The organism is Allokutzneria multivorans (assembly GCF_039537405.1).
Lineage (GTDB): Bacteria > Actinomycetota > Actinomycetes > Mycobacteriales > Pseudonocardiaceae > Allokutzneria > Allokutzneria multivorans.
Window position 1 is genome coordinate 415,723 of sequence record NZ_BAABAL010000006.1, and the last position, 16,347, is coordinate 432,069.

18 protein-coding genes are annotated in these 16,347 nt (G+C 69.4%); 15 read left to right on the top strand and 3 right to left on the bottom strand.

Annotation, left to right across the window (positions count from 1 at the left end; genetic code table 11):
• The first annotated feature begins 47 nt into the window (after positions 1 to 47).
• Genes ABD798_RS11830 through ABD798_RS11855 form a run of 6 tightly spaced genes read left to right on the top strand, consistent with a single transcriptional unit; the run spans position 48 to position 5,358 of the window.
• Positions 48 to 1,172 (top strand): sensor histidine kinase, encoded by a 1,125-nt coding sequence (locus ABD798_RS11830; RefSeq protein ID WP_344873720.1) that lies wholly within the window; start codon positions 48 to 50, stop codon positions 1,170 to 1,172.
• Positions 1,169 to 1,774 (top strand): response regulator transcription factor, encoded by a 606-nt coding sequence (locus ABD798_RS11835; protein ID WP_344873722.1) that lies wholly within the window; start codon positions 1,169 to 1,171, stop codon positions 1,772 to 1,774. Before ABD798_RS11830 ends, ABD798_RS11835 begins: the two co-directional genes overlap by 4 nt.
• A 57-nt stretch (positions 1,775 to 1,831) precedes the next feature.
• Positions 1,832 to 2,992 carry an efflux RND transporter periplasmic adaptor subunit gene (locus ABD798_RS11840; RefSeq protein ID WP_344873724.1) on the top strand — a complete coding sequence of 387 codons (1,161 nt, stop codon included), beginning with the start codon at positions 1,832 to 1,834 and terminating at the stop codon, positions 2,990 to 2,992.
• Positions 2,989 to 3,684, top strand: a complete 696-nt coding sequence (locus tag ABD798_RS11845) for an ABC transporter ATP-binding protein (RefSeq protein ID WP_344873726.1) — start codon at positions 2,989 to 2,991, stop codon at positions 3,682 to 3,684. The genes ABD798_RS11840 and ABD798_RS11845 overlap by 4 nt, the downstream gene beginning before the upstream one ends.
• Complete coding sequence (locus tag ABD798_RS11850; protein WP_344873728.1) at positions 3,681 to 4,880, top strand: ABC transporter permease; 1,200 nt, start codon at positions 3,681 to 3,683, stop codon at positions 4,878 to 4,880. Before ABD798_RS11845 ends, ABD798_RS11850 begins: the two co-directional genes overlap by 4 nt.
• A gap of 7 nt (positions 4,881 to 4,887) precedes the next feature.
• On the top strand, positions 4,888 to 5,358 hold the full coding sequence (locus ABD798_RS11855; RefSeq protein WP_344873730.1) for a DUF5666 domain-containing protein: 471 nt from the start codon (positions 4,888 to 4,890) through the stop codon (positions 5,356 to 5,358).
• Positions 5,359 to 5,499: 141 nt separating this feature from the next.
• Here the strand turns inward: ABD798_RS11855 and ABD798_RS11860 are convergent, their stop codons facing one another.
• The gene (locus tag ABD798_RS11860; protein ID WP_344873732.1) at positions 5,500 to 6,333 is read right to left on the bottom strand and encodes a serine hydrolase; all 834 of its coding nucleotides are present in this window, start codon (positions 6,331 to 6,333) and stop codon (positions 5,500 to 5,502) included.
• Positions 6,334 to 6,434: 101 nt separating this feature from the next.
• Between ABD798_RS11860 and ABD798_RS11865 the strand changes: the two genes are divergently transcribed.
• Positions 6,435 to 7,676: a glycosyltransferase gene (locus tag ABD798_RS11865; protein WP_344873734.1), complete on the top strand. Its 1,242-nt coding sequence runs from the start codon at positions 6,435 to 6,437 to the stop codon at positions 7,674 to 7,676.
• Here the strand turns inward: ABD798_RS11865 and ABD798_RS11870 are convergent.
• Entirely contained in the window at positions 7,657 to 8,055 is a 399-nt protein-coding gene (locus tag ABD798_RS11870) for a winged helix-turn-helix transcriptional regulator (RefSeq protein ID WP_344873736.1), read from the bottom strand. The genes ABD798_RS11865 and ABD798_RS11870 overlap by 20 nt on opposite strands.
• 106 nt (positions 8,056 to 8,161) lie before the next feature.
• Here ABD798_RS11870 and ABD798_RS11875 point away from each other — a divergent pair, with 106 nt between their 5' ends.
• From ABD798_RS11875 to ABD798_RS11905, 7 genes are all read left to right on the top strand, one after another.
• On the top strand, positions 8,162 to 8,860 hold the full coding sequence (locus ABD798_RS11875) for an SDR family NAD(P)-dependent oxidoreductase (protein WP_344873739.1): 699 nt from the start codon (positions 8,162 to 8,164) through the stop codon (positions 8,858 to 8,860).
• An 80-nt stretch (positions 8,861 to 8,940) separates the two neighbouring features.
• Positions 8,941 to 9,282 (top strand): YbaB/EbfC family nucleoid-associated protein, encoded by a 342-nt coding sequence (locus ABD798_RS11880; RefSeq protein ID WP_344873741.1) that lies wholly within the window; start codon positions 8,941 to 8,943, stop codon positions 9,280 to 9,282.
• Entirely contained in the window at positions 9,279 to 9,602 is a 324-nt protein-coding gene (locus ABD798_RS11885) for a hypothetical protein (RefSeq protein WP_344873743.1), read from the top strand. Before ABD798_RS11880 ends, ABD798_RS11885 begins: the two co-directional genes overlap by 4 nt.
• Positions 9,599 to 10,759, top strand: coding sequence for a WXG100 family type VII secretion target (locus tag ABD798_RS11890; RefSeq protein ID WP_344873745.1), 1,161 nt, complete (start codon positions 9,599 to 9,601; stop codon positions 10,757 to 10,759). Before ABD798_RS11885 ends, ABD798_RS11890 begins: the two co-directional genes overlap by 4 nt.
• Before the next feature lie 39 nt (positions 10,760 to 10,798).
• Positions 10,799 to 11,191, top strand: a complete 393-nt coding sequence (locus tag ABD798_RS11895) for a DUF6188 family protein (protein ID WP_344873747.1) — start codon at positions 10,799 to 10,801, stop codon at positions 11,189 to 11,191.
• Between the two features lie 296 nt (positions 11,192 to 11,487).
• A complete protein-coding gene (locus tag ABD798_RS11900; RefSeq protein WP_344873749.1) occupies positions 11,488 to 12,393 on the top strand; it encodes a DNA-processing protein DprA in 906 nt (301 codons plus the stop codon).
• Positions 12,394 to 12,581: 188 nt separating this feature from the next.
• Positions 12,582 to 13,169, top strand: a complete 588-nt coding sequence (locus ABD798_RS11905) for a phosphoribosyltransferase (RefSeq protein WP_344873751.1) — start codon at positions 12,582 to 12,584, stop codon at positions 13,167 to 13,169.
• Between the two features lie 7 nt (positions 13,170 to 13,176).
• On the opposite strand, the gene ABD798_RS11910 is transcribed toward ABD798_RS11905, so the two are convergent.
• Positions 13,177 to 15,471 carry a helicase-associated domain-containing protein gene (locus tag ABD798_RS11910; RefSeq protein WP_344873753.1) on the bottom strand — a complete coding sequence of 765 codons (2,295 nt, stop codon included), beginning with the start codon at positions 15,469 to 15,471 and terminating at the stop codon, positions 13,177 to 13,179.
• Positions 15,472 to 15,561: 90 nt separating this feature from the next.
• On the opposite strand from ABD798_RS11910, the gene ABD798_RS11915 reads away from it, so the two are divergent.
• A complete protein-coding gene (locus ABD798_RS11915) occupies positions 15,562 to 16,308 on the top strand; it encodes a GntR family transcriptional regulator (protein ID WP_344873755.1) in 747 nt (248 codons plus the stop codon).
• The last annotated feature ends 39 nt before the right edge of the window (positions 16,309 to 16,347 follow it).

A 16,347-nucleotide genomic window follows, 5' to 3' on the forward strand; every position in this document is an offset into this window, starting at 1 on the left:
GCGTTGCTGCCGTACTGACAAATGTCATCGGCAGTAGCGTTGCCCGCGTGCCCCCACCGCAACCGCTCCTGGAGAAGCGCATCCGCGCCGTCCACGCCTACACGAAGTGGTCGCTGCTGGGAAGCGTGCTGGTCTTCGCGCTCGTGCCGCTGCTGGTCCTGCTGTTCAAGGGTTCAGGGCTGTGGACCCTCGCCCTCGCCGCGCTCCAGATCGTGTTCGCGGTGTTCGCCGGGCGGCTGACGCTGCGCGGGCTGAGCGAGTACGGCACCGTCCGCTGGACCGATCGCGAGCTGCTGATCACGTTGGCGCTGTCGCTGATCTCAGCCCTGGTACTGGTGCCGACCGCGCAACCCACCTACTCGGCTTGGGCCGCGTTCAGCCCGGCTGCCGCGGCCGGTGCGGCCGCGGCGGTTCTGCCGAGCCCGGCGCGCTGGGTGCAGACGGCGGTGATGGCCGGGCTGACGGCGCTGATCGGGCTCGCGCAGCCCCACCTCTACTGGGTGGTGTGCATCGTCATCGTGGTGCTGGTCGCGGTGATCACGGTCTCGCAGGCGTGGCTGTGGGACGTGACGGAGCAGATCAACGCCGCGCGCTCCACCGAGTCGGAGTTGGCCGTGGCCAACGAGCGTCTGCGCTTCGCGGCTGACCTGCACGACGTGCTCGGGCACAGCCTCGAAGTGATCGCGATGAAGGCCGAGCTGGCGGTGCGGCTGCCCGACGACGAACGCGCGCGGGCGACGATGGCCGAGGTGCGCCAGACCGCGCACGACGCGCTCAGCGAGGTCAGGGACGTCGTGCGCGGCTACCGGCGGGTCGACCTCGCGACGGAGCTCGGCGGTATCCGGTCGTTGCTCGAAGCAGCCGGAATCGCTTGCCGCATAACGGGTTCTCTGCCGTCTTCGCAGCAGCCGTTGTTCGGCGCCGTGCTGCGCGAGGCGATCACCAACGTGCTGCGGCACGCGGCCGCGACGCGCTGCGAGATCACCTTCGACGGCTCGGGGGTGACCGTGCTCAACGACGGCGTCGTGGGCGCTCCGCAGGACGGCACCGGAACCGGGCTGACCGGGCTCGCGGCGCGGGTGCACGCGGTGGGCGGCCGGTTCACGGCGGGCGCGGAGCCGGGTGGGACGTTCCGGGTCAGCGCGGAGATCCCCGAGGAGGACGCGTCATGATCAGGTTGCTGCTGGCCGACGACGAGCACCTGATCCGGGGCGCGGTGGCCGCACTGCTCGCGCTGGAGCCGGACATCGACGTGGTGGCCGAGGTCGCCGACGGCCCGTCCGCGCTGAAGGCCGCGAAGGAGCTGCGCCCGGACGTGGCCATGCTCGACCTGGAGATGCCGGACATGGACGGGATCGAGCTGGCCGAGGCGCTGCGCGACGAGCTGCCGAAGACCCGGATCGCGATCGTCACCAGGCACGCGCGGCCAGGTGTGCTGCACCGCGCGCTCAACGCCGGTGTGCTCGCGTTCGTGCCGAAGACCGCGCAGGCCCAGTCGCTCGCGGACGTGGTGCGCAAGGTCAACGCGGGTCAGCGCTGCATCGACCCCGACCTGGCGACGCAGGCGCTGCTCGCCGGGCCGTGCCCGCTCACCCCGCGCGAGCTGGACGTGCTGCGCGAGAGCCGCGAGGGCGCGACCGTGCAGGTCATCGCGCAGCGGCTGCACCTGACGCAGGGCACCGTGCGCAACTACCTGTCGACGGCGATGACCAAGCTCGACGCCGAGACCCGCTACGAGGCCGCCCAGCGCGCGTGGGAGCTGGGGTGGCTGTGACAGCTCCGTTATCGCTCGTACAGGTAATACCCAGCTAACGCACAGAAGCTGCGGCACATGAGACGTGCCGTGCTGATCAACGTGGTGTTGATCTTGATTGTGCTGGTGGCGGGCTTCTTCGCGGTCCGCCTGCTGTTCCCGGGTCAGTCCGCCCAGGGCGCGGCACCGCGCACGGTCCCGGTCAGCACCGGCTCGGTCAGCGCGACGGTCTCCGCGGCGGGGACGGTGCAGAGCGCGTCCACGGTCGGCGTGAACTTCGGCACGAGCGGGACCGTCAAGAAGATCTCGGTGAAGGTCGGTGACAAGGTCTCCGCTGGTCAGGAGCTTGCCAGGCTGGACGCGACCGCGTTGCAGAGCAAGGTCGACCAGGCCGCCGCGAGCCTCGACGCCGCGCAGGCCTCGCTCAACGCGGTGAAGGCCGACGACGCGGCGACGCTCGCTCAGCGCAAGAGCCAGGTCACGCAGGCCAAGGCCGCGCTGACCGAGGCGAAGGCCAACCTGTCGTCGTCCGTGCTCAAGGCTCCCGCTGAGGGCACGGTCGTGTCGATCTCCGGTTCCGTGGGCAATCCCGCCGGTTCTTCGTCCGGTGGGTCCTCTGGTGGATCGTCCTCGTCGTCCTCGTCCAACTCGTCGTCGTCGAGCACGACGAGTGGCTTCGTGGTGCTGTCCGACCTGGTGAACTTCCAGGTGAAGGCGAACATCGCGGAGATCGACATCTCCCGGTTGAAGGCCGAGCAGGACGCGACGGTCACCATCAACGCGTTGCCCGACAAGCAGTTCCCCGCGAAGGTCAGCCAGATCGACCTCACGCCCACGACCAGCGGAAACGTCGTGCAGTACGGCGTAACGCTGAGCCTGAACCAGGTGCCGGAGGGCCTCAAGCCCGGGCAGTCCGCGAGCGTCCAGGTCGTGGTGGCCAAGGTCGACAACGCGATCACCGTGCCGAGCTTCGCCGTGCAGTCCACCGGCGGCACGCACCGAGTGACGGTGTGGAGCAACGGCCAGCAGTCCGTGCGCGCAGTCCAGGTCGGGGTGAAGGGCGAGCAGTCGACGCAGATCACCTCCGGGCTGACCGAGGGCGAGCTGGTCGTGATCCCCACCGCGACGGCGAACACCCAGCAGCAGCAACAACTTCCGGGTGGCGGCGGGCGCGTGCAGTTCGGCGGTGGGGGCGGTGGCGGGGGCTTCACCGGCGGCGGTCCGGGTGGGAACCGATGACGGCTCCGGTCATCGAGATCAAGGGCCTGCGCAAGACCTACGGCGGCGGTGACACGGCCGTGCACGCACTGCGCGGGGTGGACCTGACCGTGCACCGGGGCGACTACGTGGCGATCATGGGCGCGTCGGGCTCCGGCAAGTCGACGATGCTGAACATCCTGGGCTGCCTCGACGTGCCCAGCGGCGGTCGCTACAAGCTCGACGGCATCGACATCGGCAGCTTCAACGAGACGCAGTTGTCCTTGCTGCGCAACAGGAAGCTCGGGTTCGTCTTCCAGTCGTTCAACCTCATCCCGCGCGTGTCGGCGCTGGGCAACGTGGAGCTGCCGATGACCTACGCGGGGCTCGGCCGCAAGCAACGGCGCGAGCGCGCGGAGGCGGCTCTGGAACTCGTCGGGCTCAGCGACCGCGCGCACCACATGCCCAACGAGCTCTCCGGCGGTCAGCAGCAGCGCGTCGCCGTGGCGCGGGCTCTGGTGAACGCGCCCGCGCTCGTGCTCGCCGACGAGCCCACCGGCAACCTGGACAGCAAGAGCAGCAACGATCTGCTCGGCGTGCTGGGCAGGCTCAACGCGCTCGGCAGGACGATCGTGATGATCACGCACGAGAACGATGTGGCCGCACACGCCCGCCGCGTCGTGCGGCTCGTCGACGGCGAGATCACCTCCGACCACCGGCAGGCGCCGCTATGAGCCCGCTCGAAGTGCTCCGGTTCGCGGTGAAAGGCTTGCTGGCCAACAAGATGCGGTCGGTGCTGACGACGCTCGGGATCAGCATCGGTGTCGCGGCGGTGATCCTGCTGACCGCCGTGGGCAACGGCGCGTCCAAGGCGATCGAGAACAGCATCGCCGGGCTGGGCACGAACCTGCTCACCGTCTCCCCGATGCGGGGCGGAGCCGCGACCGCGCCGCGACCGCTGACCGTGGCCGACGCGGAAGCTTTGGCGGACAAGCGGATCGCGCCGGACATCCGCAGCGTCTCGCCCGTCGTGTCCGCGCAGGCGACCGCGACCTACCGGGGGCTCAGCCACAGCGTCGGGCAGGTCATCGGCACGCGGCCGAGCTACTTCGACGCCACGAGCAGCCCCGTCGGTTCTGGCGCGGCGTTCTCCGACAGCGACGTCACCGACGCGCGCAAGGTCGTGGTGATCGGGCAGACCGTCGCGCAGGAGCTGTTCGCAGGCGATGACCCGCTGGGCAAGCAGATCCAGCTCAACAACATCCCGTTCACCGTCGCGGGAGTGTTGGCGCAGAAGGGTTCCAGTGGTCTCCAGAACGCCGACGACACCGTGGTCGCGCCGCTGACCACGTTGCAGTACGCGCTGACCGGGACCGGCAGCCTCAACCAGGTCGTCGTGCAGGCGGAGTCCGCCGAGGTGATCACGGCCGCGCAGAACCAGATCACCGCTGTGCTCAACCAGCGGCACGGCATCACCGGATCGTCCACTTCGGACTTCCGCGTGCAGAACCAGCAGCAGCTGCTGAGCACGCGCACCCAGGCGGTGGACGTGTTCACCACGCTGCTCGCCGCCGTCGCCGGGATCTCGTTGCTGGTGGGCGGGATCGGCATCACCAACATCATGCTGGTCACGGTCACCGAGCGGATCAGGGAGATCGGCATCCGCAAGGCCATCGGCGCCCCGCGCGGCGCGATCTCCGGCCAGTTCCTCGCCGAGGCGACGCTGCTCAGCATGATCGGCGGTGCGATCGGGGTGCTCGCGGGCTGGGTGGGCAGCCGGTTCAGCTTCTCCGGCATCCAGCCCGAGGTGCTGCCGTCCTCGGTGCTGCTGGCCTTCGGCGTGTCCGTGCTCATCGGACTGTTCTTCGGCAGTTACCCCGCGAGCCGGGCGGCCCGGCTGCGCCCGATCGAAGCCCTTCGGCATGAGTGAGGCTGGGATGTCCACCGACCCCGAGAAGCTGCTGACCAGCGAACTCGACAGCGGCGACCTGAACGAGCGGCTGGCCTCCGCCGGGCGCGGCACCAGCAGGCTGACGCTCGTGCTGGCCGCCGCCGCGCTCGCCGTCGTGTCCTTCCTCGGCGGGATCGCCATGCACTCAGCGCTGGGCGGGCGTGCCCCCGCGCGGCAGCAGCCCCAAGCCCAGCAACCCCAACAGCAGCAGCAATCCCCGCAGGGCCGTGGCACCGCGGGCACGATCTCGCGGGTCGAGGGCGACGCGGTCTACGTCAAGGGCCGCGACGGCCAGGAGGTCAAGGTCGTGCTCTCCGCGCAGACCTCCGTGATGATCACGCAGCGCGGCTCCGCCCGCGACCTCGCCCCCGGCGACACCGTTGCCGTACAAGGAGAACGAGGCGAGGACGGAACCGTCACCGCGCGTCAGATCACCGAGCAACCCGCAGGCCGCTGACCGCCCCAGCCGAAGTTCACCAGTCTTCAAGACCTACGAACCCCACCGAAAACGGTCGCTAACCACCACAAACCCAGCGCGTGGTTTGTAGCGGTTAGCGACCGCAGAAAGGGGGGTTTGCGGGTCTTGAAGACTGTGCAACTACGGCGTGCGGGTGCTCGCGGCCAGGACGGACTTGGTCAGTGCGGTGATGCGTCCGGCGGCGGTGGCCCACGGAGTGCCCTGCGGGTGCAGGGTCAGCACGACGACGATCTTGCGATCTCCCTCGCCCACAAGGCCCGACGTGTGCAGCGCGGGGCTGCGCAGGTCGATCTCGTTCGCCGCGGCACCTTCGCCGGTGACGACGCACTTCTCCCCGCGCGGCGGCTCCGGGTACCCCGACCACCCCTGCTTGACCGCCCACGGCCGAGGAAGCGCGCGGGGAATCCCGAAGTACTGGTCGCGCTCGTCTGTCGCACATTGTGTGGACTTGCGGAGATTGCCGAGAACGAACTCACGGTACGGCTGCGGAGCCTTCTCCAGCAGGTACCTGTAGACCTTGACGACGTCGGAGGCGCTGACCGCCGTGTAGCCCCACCAGTTCGGATCGGCGGGCGGCTGCGTCTCGGTGAGCCCGATCAGCCGCACCATGCGGTGCACGATCTCGTTGAGCCCGTTGCGCTCCCACAAGATCGAAGCCGCGGTGTCGTCGCTGGAGCGCAGCATCGGCTCCAGCAGCGTCAAGTCGATGTCGGGCACCGGCGTGCCGACTCCGCGCCTGGTCAGGTAGTCCAGCGCGATCAGGATCTTCACCAGGGACGCGGAGCGGAACCGCGTCGTGGCCTCGTGCTGCACCGTCAGCTGACCGCTCGCCCGGTCGAAGACCGCGAACCCCGTCGTCACCCCCTGCGGGATCTCGACCGCGGGCGCGGCCACCGCCTGGGGCGCCATCGCCGTGCTCAGCGCCATCGCCGCCGCGACCACCTTGGTCCTCACGTCGCCTCCCTCGTCCGGGAAGCCCGAAGCTAGGTCGCGGCAGCTCGCGCGGTCTGTGCTCTTCGGCGGAGGCCAAACGTTTCAACTGTAGGTTCAACCCCATGCCGATCCTCATCTACGCGCCCGGCTCGCGGGGCGACGTCGCACCGTTCACCGGCTTGGGCATCCGCCTGCGCGAAGCCGGCTACGACGTCGCGGTGGCCACCTACGCCGAGTTCGGCGGTTTCGTGCGCGAGGCGGGCCTGGAGTTCCGGAGCATCCCGGGCGACCCGCGCGGCATCGGCGCGACGCCGGAGGGCCAGCGCTGGCAGGAGGGCGGCGGCGGTCCGCTCGGCACGCTGCGGATGATCAAGGTGTTCCGCGAGCACATCGCCGAGCTGAACGAGGGGATCTTCAGAGCGGGCGCCGAGGGCGCGGATCTGGTGCTGTCCAACAGCATGGCGGTCTTCACGGCCTACCACGTGGCCCAGGGCCTGCGCGTCCCGCTGATCGCGACGCCGTTGCAGCCGTGGTTGCCGACCGCGGACGCCGCGCCGGACATGCTGGTGCCGTTCCCGCTCGGGCCGTGGGGCAACCGCGCGGTCGGCCGCATCTCGCTGCTGACCGGAGAGCAGGTGATGAACAAGGGCGTCGCCGCCGAGCGCACGCGGCTGGGCCTGCCCAAGTCCGGGCTCGGCGCGCTCACCACCTCGGTCATGCGGCGCGAACTCCCGGTGATCAACGGCTTCAGCCCGGTGGTCGCGCCCAGGCTCAGCGACTGGACGGACGCGGAGGACGGGGTCGGTTTCTGGTGGCCCGCGAGCCGCCCGGACTGGGCGCCGCCCGCCGCGCTCTCCGACTTCCTCGCGGCCGGCCCGCCGCCCATCTACCTCGGCTTCGGCAGCCGCGAGTTCTCCGATCCCGCCAAGCTCAACGACCTGGTGGCGCACGCCATCAAGCTCGCGGGCGTCCGCGCGGTCGTGCAGGCGGGCTGGGCGGGGCTCGACCTCACCAGCGACGACGTGATGACCATCGGCGAGGCCCCGCACGAGTGGCTCTTCCCGCGCATGTCCGCCGTGGTGCACCACTGCGGAGCGGGCACGACCGGAGCCGGGCTGCGCGCGGGCGTCCCCGCCGTCGGCGTCCCGGCGATCACCGACCAGCCGTTCTGGGCCAAGCGCCTTGAGGCGATCGGCGCGAGCCCCGGCTGGGTGCCGTTCACCGAACTGAGCGCCGAGCGCCTCGCCGAGCTGATCAAGGCGGCCCCTCAGCACGCCCCGCGCGCTCGTGAGCTGGCCAAGCTCGTGCGGGCCGAGGACGGTGCGGGCGAGGTCGTTCGCCGGGTCAGTCGCCTGCTGGGCTGAGCGCGGAGTCGTAGTCGCGGCGGTTCGCCTCGATCTCGTCGATGTGGTCCGCCGCCCACCACGCCAGCTGGAGCGCGGTGCCGAGCAGCGTCCGCCCCAGCTCGGTGAGCGCGTACTCGACCTTCGGCGGCACCGAGGGGTGCACGGTCCTGCCGACCAGCCCGTCGCGTTCGAGCTGGCGCAGGGTCAGCGTCAGCATCCGCTGCGAGATCCCGGTGACGGCGCGGTGCAGCTCGCCGAAGCGCATCGTGCCCTCACGGAGCGTGCCGATCACCAGCAGCGTCCACTTGTCGCCGACCCGCGCGAGCACCTGGAGCACCCTGCGGCAGGTCTCCTCGTCGGCGTCGGTCCGCAGTGCGAGCACATCCCGCTCGGTCATCACGCACTCCCGTGTTCGTAGCGCACATCAATGTGCCTTCTTGTGCAGCGATCCAATACTTACTGATGATGCGCCTACGCACAACTAGTAACTATTGGAGGATCGCGTGACCAAGACCGTCGCCGTCGTCGGGGTGGGCCCCGGAGTCGGACTGTCCACCGCCAGGCTCTTCGGCAGCAAGGGCTTCCGCGTCGGCCTGATCGCCAGGAACGAGGCGAAGCTGACCGGCTACGTCGAGCAGCTGCGCGCCGAGGGCATCGACGCGCACGCGCACCCCGCCGACATCGCCGACCACGCGCGCCTCACCGCCGCGCTCGCGGAGATCGGCGAGGTCGACGTCCTCGTGTTCGGCCCCAGCGTGATCGACCCCGCCCAGCTCCAGTTCCCCACCGAGCTGACCGTGGAGTCCGCTCAGCGGGAGCTCGACGTCTACGTCCTCGGCGCGATCGCCGCCGTGCGCCAGGTGCTGCCGGGCATGCGCGAGCGCGGTGAGGGGACGCTGCTGTTCAGCGCGGGAGCCTCTGCCGTCGAGCCGGTCCCGATGCTGGCCAACCTGGGGATCGCCATGTCCGGGCTGCGCAACTGGGTGATCGGGCTCAACGCCGAGCTGGCCCCGGAGGGCATCCACGCGGGCACGCTCACCGTCTGCGTCCGCGTCGAGAAGGGTGCCGGGGAGGCCGACCCCGACGCCATCGCCGCGCGGCACTACGCCATGTACACCGACCGCGACCGGGCCGAGGAGGTCATCGGCGACCTCGGCTTCATCGCCACCGCGGTGAAGCAGCTACCCGCCAGGCGTACCTGATCGGGCATTTGCCACCGAAGCGCGCGTGTCCCCTCCCCGATCCCGATAACGTCCTTGCAGTAGCAAATCGGGGAGGGGTCATGTCGAGCCACCAGGAACGCGTCCAGCAGATGCTGCGGTCCTTCGACGAACGCGTGCAGCAGATCAGCAAGGCGCAGGACAAGCTGCGCGAGCTCCAGGGGACCGCGCGCAGCGGCGACGGAGCGGTCACCGTGACCGTCAGCCCGGCGGGCGCTGTGCTCGACCTGCGGCTGAGCCCGGACGCCGTGAAGCGCTCGCACACCGCGTTGCAGCAGGACATCCTCAAGACCATCCGGCTCGCCACGGCCGCCGCCGCGCAGCGCGTGGACACCGAGTTGGAGCCCGTCCTCGGCGAGGACCTGGCGAAGGCGAAGCAGGCGCTGAACGGGGCCGCCGAGTGAACGGCTACGAGGTCCAGCCCGACGCGCTGCTGAGCCACGCCGACGGCAGCGACAGCCTCGCCGACAAGTTCGACCAGCTCGAACGCCTGCTCCTCCAGGCGAAGCTGGACGACGAGTGCTTCGGTCCGCTCGCCAAGTCCTACGGCACTCCCAAGATCTACTACGACATGCTCGACGAGTGCCGTGCGCTCACCAGGGGAGCCGCCGCGTACCTCCGGCAGACCTCGGCAGGGCTGCACGCGACGCATGCGATCTACAACGGCACGGAATCGGGGCTGTCCCAAGGGTTCTCCGCGCTCGGCAAGGACGTCCAGGCGTGACGGGGCCGGGCAGCTTCGCCGAGCTGAACAAGGGCGATGACAAGCAGAAGAACTGGTTCGAGCAGCTCGCGGGCCGGGGCAGTTCCTGGGTCGGCTCCGCGCAGGACCTCGCCGACGCCACGTCGCCGCCGGAGATCGCGGTCGCCACCGTCAAGAGCCGCGCCGAGCTGTTGCAGACCATCGCCAGCCCCGGGAAAGCCTTGGCGGACAACGGACTCGGCTTCCTCGTGTCGCTGGTGATGAGCCCGCTCGTCGAGATCGCGGAGTGGGCGGTCGGCGATCCCGAGCAGATGCGCGCCACCGGCGAGGGCTGGGCCAAGGTCGGCAGCTGGCTCGACGAGGTCGCCATCGCCGAGCGCCGTCGCGCCGCCGCGACCGAGGCCGTGTGGGTCGGTGCCGCCGCCACCGCCTTCCGCGCGCAGATGGAGTCCTTCGCCACCGCCGTCGATGGCCTCGCCGACGACGTCCGCGAGATCAAGGAGGTCCTCGACACCATCGCCGACCTCTTCGACATGCTGGTCGAGTTCTTCATCGAGGCGATCACCGAACTGGTCATCGGCGTGCTCGTCCAGTGGCTAGCCGCCATCGCCGCCGCGTGGCTGACCGCGGGCACCAGCACCGCCATGGCGATGAGCGCCACCTTCGCCCGCGTCGGCGGCACCGCCGCACGGTTGAGCACCAAGGCCGCCTCCGTGCAGCGGCAGCTGTTCGGGCTCGTTGAGCAGTTGGAGAAAAACCTGGTGCGAGTGCGCGGAACGGGCGGAATCCGCCACGTGCTCAACGAGATGGAGAAGCTGCGCGGCGGCCGCTGGTTCGAGAAGCAGGGGATGACGCAGCTGGACCGCAGCAGCCGCGTGGGCCGGATCTTCACCAACGCCGACTACGCAACGGAATCGCTCGCATCGGCCACGGACAACCGCTTCATCAGGGGCACCACCGGCCCTGCCGCGCTGGCGGCGAACATCAGCGAGGGCATCCTCTCCACGATGGTCGGCGGCACCACCAGGCTCGGCAAAGCCGCCACGACCGCGGGCATCGCGGTGGGCACCGACGTGGCCATCGAGAAGGGCGCTGAGCACGTCTACGACAAGGCCACCGACCCGAAGAAGTCCAAGGAGGAACGCCGAGCCGACCAGCAACGCGGCTTCGACCTCTGACCCCGTGCGAGTCAGCCCGGGGTCGGGCAGGCTGTGCGCATGGGCGAGCTGATCCACCTCGGCGACCGCTGGGCGCTGCCGTACCGGGGCATGGAGGTCACGCAGATCCGCGTGGACAACGCGCTGACGCTCCTGCTCGACGGCGGCGCGGTGATCACGATCGAGGCCGACGCCGAACTGTCCACTCCGGACGGTCCGGTGCGGCTTCGCCCGGGCAGGCAGCGGGTGGCCGATGCGCTCGCCCTGTTCGGCGCGAAGCTGACCTGGGAGATCATCTTCAAGAACGGTGAGCTGCACCTTGGCTTCGACAACGGCTACCACCTGACGGTCGAGCCGGACGCGAAGCACGAGGCGTGGTCGGCGACGGGGCCCGGGGAGCTGCGTGTGGTGTGCACTCCGGGCGGCGAGATCACGACGTGGGGCCGAACCTGAGCGGCAGCAACGGCGTCCACAGTGGACAGTCCGAGCTCGCCCCTGCCACCGTGGACAACAAGCCTTCCGCACGAAAATGATCACCTTCCTTTGTTGCCAGCCGCGCACATCAGGAAATTCGACGCCTTCGCATTTCAGGCAAAGACCAAGTTCATGAGTGCCCAATCGCCTGCTGCTCCCGCCCCTATCAAGTAGACATTGCCGAGGGGGTGACGGTGAGGAACCAGACACAGTTGGCCAATCCCTGCGCGCGGCCCGTACCGCGCCAACGGCAGGGCGGCTCTACGCTGAGCAGCATGGGACGCTGGGGCGACGATGAGAAGTCTGCGCTCGTTGCCCTCCTCCGCACGCGCCCTTCCGGGATGTCCTGGCCGGAGATCACGGCCGAGGTCGCCGACACCGGAAGCGCGCTCCGGGTCTGGGAAGCGCACCTCGAACCGTCGCTGTTCGCCGAACCCGACGACGCTCTTCACTCCGCTCACGCCGATGTCACAGCGTGGAGCGCACAGGATTTCGAATTCCTCACGTTCTACGACGACCGCTATCCGGCCCAGCTGCGCGAAGTGCACCAGATGCCACCGGTGCTGTTCACCCGAGGGCATCTTGTCCCTGACGACAAAGCGGTGTCCGTTGTCGGCTCGCGACGGGCTTCCGACGAAGCCCTCGCGAACGCCACCGCCATCGCGACCGAGCTGGCGAAGGCTGGACTCACGGTCCTCTCCGGCTTGGCCGAGGGCATCGACACCGCAGCGCACGTGGCCGCCCTGGCCAGCGGCGCGCGAACCGTCGCGATCATCGGCACCGGCATCGAGAAGAGCTACCCGCCCAGCAACCGCGATCTCCAGGCGGAGATCTCCCGGCGCGGCCTTGTCATCTCCCAGTTCTGGCCCGACGCGACGCCGAGCAAACAGAGCTTCCCCATGCGCAACGCCACGATGAGCGCATACGGGCGGGCCACGATCGTCGTAGAGGCGAGCGAGAAGAGCGGGACGCGCATCCAGGCACGCGTGGCCGTCGCTCACGGCAGGCCCGTCATCCTGATGGACTCCGTCGCCCGCGGAACCAAGTGGGGAAACGCCCTCGTCGGTGAGCCCGGCGTCTTCACAGCTCGCACTCCGGAAGAGGCCGTCGAGCGAGCCCACGATCTGGCCACCGAGCCGGACGACCTCACATACTTGCTCACGGCGGCCAAAGACCTATGACCAGCGGTACCCCGCACGAGTACCGCTCAAGGTTGCAGGTCCGAGTCGGTGGCTTCTTCCGCAACACAGTGCGTGTCCCTGGACAGACCTGCTCCGTTTGCACAGGGCCGTCGACGCTGCCGCTGTGCAGGCAGTGCTACGCGCAGCAGCAGGAATTCGGCGAGCGCCTGGCGTCATCCGTTTTGACCTTGACCTATGTCCGGGGCGACACCGCGCACCAGTCGGTTCACACGGTGCGCGCGTACAAACGAGACCCGCCCGCACCGAGGTGCGCCGAGAACCTGGCAACGATGATCGCGGCGGCCACCAAGATCCACGGTCGGTGCATCACCGAGAGCACCGGATCTCCGTGGGAGGCGATCACCTTCGTCCCCTCCAAGAACTACCCCGTCACGGAGCACCCGGTGGTGGGACTCGCGCGCAAGGCCGCGGGGGCAAGCATCCCGGGCAATCAGGTCCTGCTGGAACTCGGGCCAGGAATCGCCGACAAGAACCGGGTCGTGCGCGATGACCGCTTCGTACTCTCGGAGCAGCACCGTGAACGCGTACGCGGACGACATGTTCTGCTCATCGACGACACCTGGGTGACCGGCGCGAAGATCCAGTCCGCTGCCGTGACCCTGCGCGATGCGGGAGCTTCGCGGGTCACCGCGCTCTGCGTGGCGCGCTGGTGCAAGGTCGGCTGGGCGGACCACAAGGCGCTGCTCGACAGCCGTACCGATCCGTACGACCCGTTCATCTGCCCAGTCAGCGGGAAGAACTGCGTCGAGCGCTGACCGCTGGTCATGGTGCAGGCGAGACCGACTTGATGTTGGCGATGGCGAAGCCGCGTTCGGCGTCCCGCAGGTAGCACCAGGATTCGAGCCACCGGTCGTTGATCTCCTCCGGCTGGATGTCCCTGATGGTGAACGCGCCTGTCTTGTCGCTGTAGGCGATGCGCACAACACCGCCGTTGTCCAAGGCATCGGCGAGCAGCTCCAGTTCCGCGTCGCTGAGGGAGCCGTTCTGTCGCGCCAGCGCCTCGAACGTGTCGGTTTCCCTCTCCGCCCGGCCGAGTTCTCCGCGCGGATCGGCGGCGAGTTGTTCGATCAGCTCGGTCGGTGTGAGCCGGGCGCGACCAGATCCGGCAGGTGCCCGGTTCACCACTGCTTCGTGCGCGCGGCGAGACTCGACGATCACGGTGCCGGACTCGTCCTCGGCGACCGGGGCGAGGCCCGCCGCACGCAGCCCAGCGAGGACGTCGGCAGGCTCGGCAGTGCTGGACGCGACTGTCGGAGCGAGCTGCCGCAGACGCAACGCCCCCAGCGAGCGGGTGTGCAGGATCTCGGTGATCGTCGCTTCGTCCGCAACCACGCAGCACCGCGTGCTCCGCACCCGCACATGTCCGTGCCGCCGCGCGACGTCATTGACCAGGTACTCCAGTGGTTGGGGCAGCTCGCGCTCGGAGATCGCCCTCAGCTCCGCCAACAACTCGGCCGCATCCCAGCCTGCGTCGAACGCGGCGCGCACGCTCGCCGGGGAGAACCGCCACATCCCGGCTGAACCGCGCGCTTCGCTCACGGCGGCATCCGCCAGCAACCTGGCAACGGCCAAGCTGGGCTCCCCGGTGACGACGGCCGTGAGATCCGACTGGAGGATCACCGTGCAGGCGGCCTCGGGAAGCGTTGGGGCGCAACGCCGAGCCAGCTCCTCCACGTCGTCGGGAACGGCCAGCAGGTGTTCGCCGAGCGGACTCACCGCGTCGGCCGCGATCACCCCGAGCAGTTCCGCTTCCCTGAGCGCAGCCGCGACCTTGTCCGCGCGCTGGTCGTCCGAGTAGCCGTGCAGCGGGCAGAACCAGTCGATCTCCCGGCCCGCAGCGACCGCGGAGCCACCCGAGCGCGCGGCGGACAACAGGGCTCGGCGCATCAGCCCCGCCTTCGACGGAACGAACAGCGGGGGCGGAATCTCCTTGTCTCCCTTGACTTCTTCCCTGCTACTCGGCGCGTGGTCCATCGCGAACCACGCGCTGGCCAGCGTCGCCCAGCGCGAGCCGGGCTCTGCCGCTCGCCACTCCGCGAACGCCGCCGCCGGCGCGTAACCAGCCCCGGTCTTGCCGAGCAGTCCGACCGCGTGCGCCACGTCGATCCACAGCGCGACCACACCTTCGGGCACCGCGAGCCGACCAGCGAGCTTGCTCCGTTCACGCGCGCCGATCCCGCCCTTCTTCAACGCTGCGAACGGTTTCGCGGCAGCGTCGTCGAGCAGGGTCGTGATCCCGCGCAGTGTTTCCTGGGCGGCGGCCTGCGCACCCGCGTCGATCACGTCCTCGTCCGCATCGGCCAGCGGGATCTCCGGTCGGCCGGTCAGCGAGAACTCCTGTTCCGCGAGCAGCGCGGCGACCGCGATCTCCCTCGGCACCTCCGGCGTCCCGTTGAGCAGCAGTACGAGCCCTGCCAGGTTCTCCGAGCGCTCATCCCCGCTCTGGACGCCGAAGTAGCCGAACCGGATGCGGCGATATCCATCAAGTCGTCCTCTCGCCGCTTTCGGCAGCGCCTTCACCCGCGCGACGATCGAACGCGTGTCCGACATCAGCTCCGTGAGCCGGGCGATCAGCTCCGGCTTGCGCAGCCCGTCAACGTCACCGCCCAGCGCCGCGACCGCCTTGCGCAGATCATCGGCGAGCACCGTCTGCGCCAACTTGGCGACTGGCCGCGTCGTGCCCAAGGCCTCCGACCAGTGCGAGCAAAGCGACTCCGGCAGGGACAACGTCGCCGACCTGGTCCAGGCCAACCCGCGAGCGCACAGCTCCGCGACCCCGTCGCGCACCGCAGCCTCCGGTGCGTCGAGCAGTCGCGCTACTCCGGTCACGGTCGCCGACGGGGCCAGCACGGCGATGGCCTGGCCCACGACCACCGCGTCCCGGCTCACCCCGCGCAGCGCGACGGCAGTCGAATGCGTATCGCTCAGCCGCTGGGCGAGCCCGGCGAACCCTCGCGGAAACGGCTCGACCAGCACGTCCGGCCGCGTGTGGAGCAACGCCGTCAGCGACGCGCCGTCCAGTTCGGACAGGTACTCGGCGAACGCTTCGGTCTGCATGCCTGCACATTGTGCTCCGCGACGTCAGGTGCGCGGCCCCGCCCAGTAGCCTGCCGCTGTACAGAACCCGACCGTGCGGAGGACGTGGCCGTGGCGCGACGCGGATATCGCGAGATCGCGGACGAGATCCGGAGCCTGATCGACTCGGGAACCCTGCCGCCGGGGAGCAAGGTCCCCGGTGAGAACGAGATCATGGCCCAGTACGGCGTCGCCCAGCCGACGGCCCGCCGCGCGTTGGACGCGTTGAAGAACGCCGGTCTCGTTGTCGCGCGCCGTGGCTCGGGCACCTACGTCCGTGAGTTCCGCCCGGTCCGTCGCGTTTCTCCCGACCGGCTCAAGACCGCCGTGTGGGGCGCCGACCGGTCGATCTGGAGTGTCACGGACAACCGTCGTCTCGCGGTCTCGGATGTTCGCGTCTCCGAGGAAGCTGCTCCGCCCCACGTCGCACACATCCTTGACCTGGCCGCCGATGACCAGGTCGTGGCCCGGAGACGGCTGTACGTGGTCGAGGACCATGCCATCCAGCTGGCGACGAGCTACTACCCGGCGACGCTCGTCAAGGGCTCCGCGATCGCCGAGACCGACACGGGCAGCGGTGGCGCCTACGCGCGGTTGAAGGAGCTTGGGCAAGAGCCTGTGCACTTCCGAGAGGAACTGCGCACTCGGATGCCGAATACGGAGGAAGCTAAGACCCTCCACCTGGTTCAGGGAACACCGGTCATCGAGATCATCCGCACCGCGTACACGGCCGACAACGTGCCAGTGGAGCTGAACGAGATGATCCTCGACTCCGGCTCCTACATGCTGGAGTACAAGTTCTCCGCTCACCCAAACTGACTATCTGTACAGAACCTGCTTGACTCGCGGAACGCCGAT

Bases quoted from the DNA above. Each gene is read 5' to 3' on its own strand.
- ABD798_RS11835 (WP_344873722.1), top strand. From the start codon at position 1,169: ATGATCAGGTTGCTGCTGGCCGACGACGAGCACCTGATCCGGGGCGCG.
- ABD798_RS11840 (WP_344873724.1), top strand. From the start codon at position 1,832: ATGAGACGTGCCGTGCTGATCAACGTGGTGTTGATCTTGATTGTGCTG.
- ABD798_RS11845 (WP_344873726.1), top strand. From the start codon at position 2,989: ATGACGGCTCCGGTCATCGAGATCAAGGGCCTGCGCAAGACCTACGGC.
- ABD798_RS11850 (WP_344873728.1), top strand. From the start codon at position 3,681: ATGAGCCCGCTCGAAGTGCTCCGGTTCGCGGTGAAAGGCTTGCTGGCC.
- ABD798_RS11855 (WP_344873730.1), top strand. From the start codon at position 4,888: ATGTCCACCGACCCCGAGAAGCTGCTGACCAGCGAACTCGACAGCGGC.
- ABD798_RS11865 (WP_344873734.1), top strand. From the start codon at position 6,435: ATGCCGATCCTCATCTACGCGCCCGGCTCGCGGGGCGACGTCGCACCG.
- ABD798_RS11870 (WP_344873736.1), bottom strand. From the start codon at position 8,055: ATGACCGAGCGGGATGTGCTCGCACTGCGGACCGACGCCGACGAGGAG.
- ABD798_RS11880 (WP_344873741.1), top strand. From the start codon at position 8,941: ATGTCGAGCCACCAGGAACGCGTCCAGCAGATGCTGCGGTCCTTCGAC.
- ABD798_RS11895 (WP_344873747.1), top strand. From the start codon at position 10,799: ATGGGCGAGCTGATCCACCTCGGCGACCGCTGGGCGCTGCCGTACCGG.
- ABD798_RS11900 (WP_344873749.1), top strand. From the start codon at position 11,488: ATGGGACGCTGGGGCGACGATGAGAAGTCTGCGCTCGTTGCCCTCCTC.
- ABD798_RS11910 (WP_344873753.1), bottom strand. From the start codon at position 15,471: ATGCAGACCGAAGCGTTCGCCGAGTACCTGTCCGAACTGGACGGCGCG.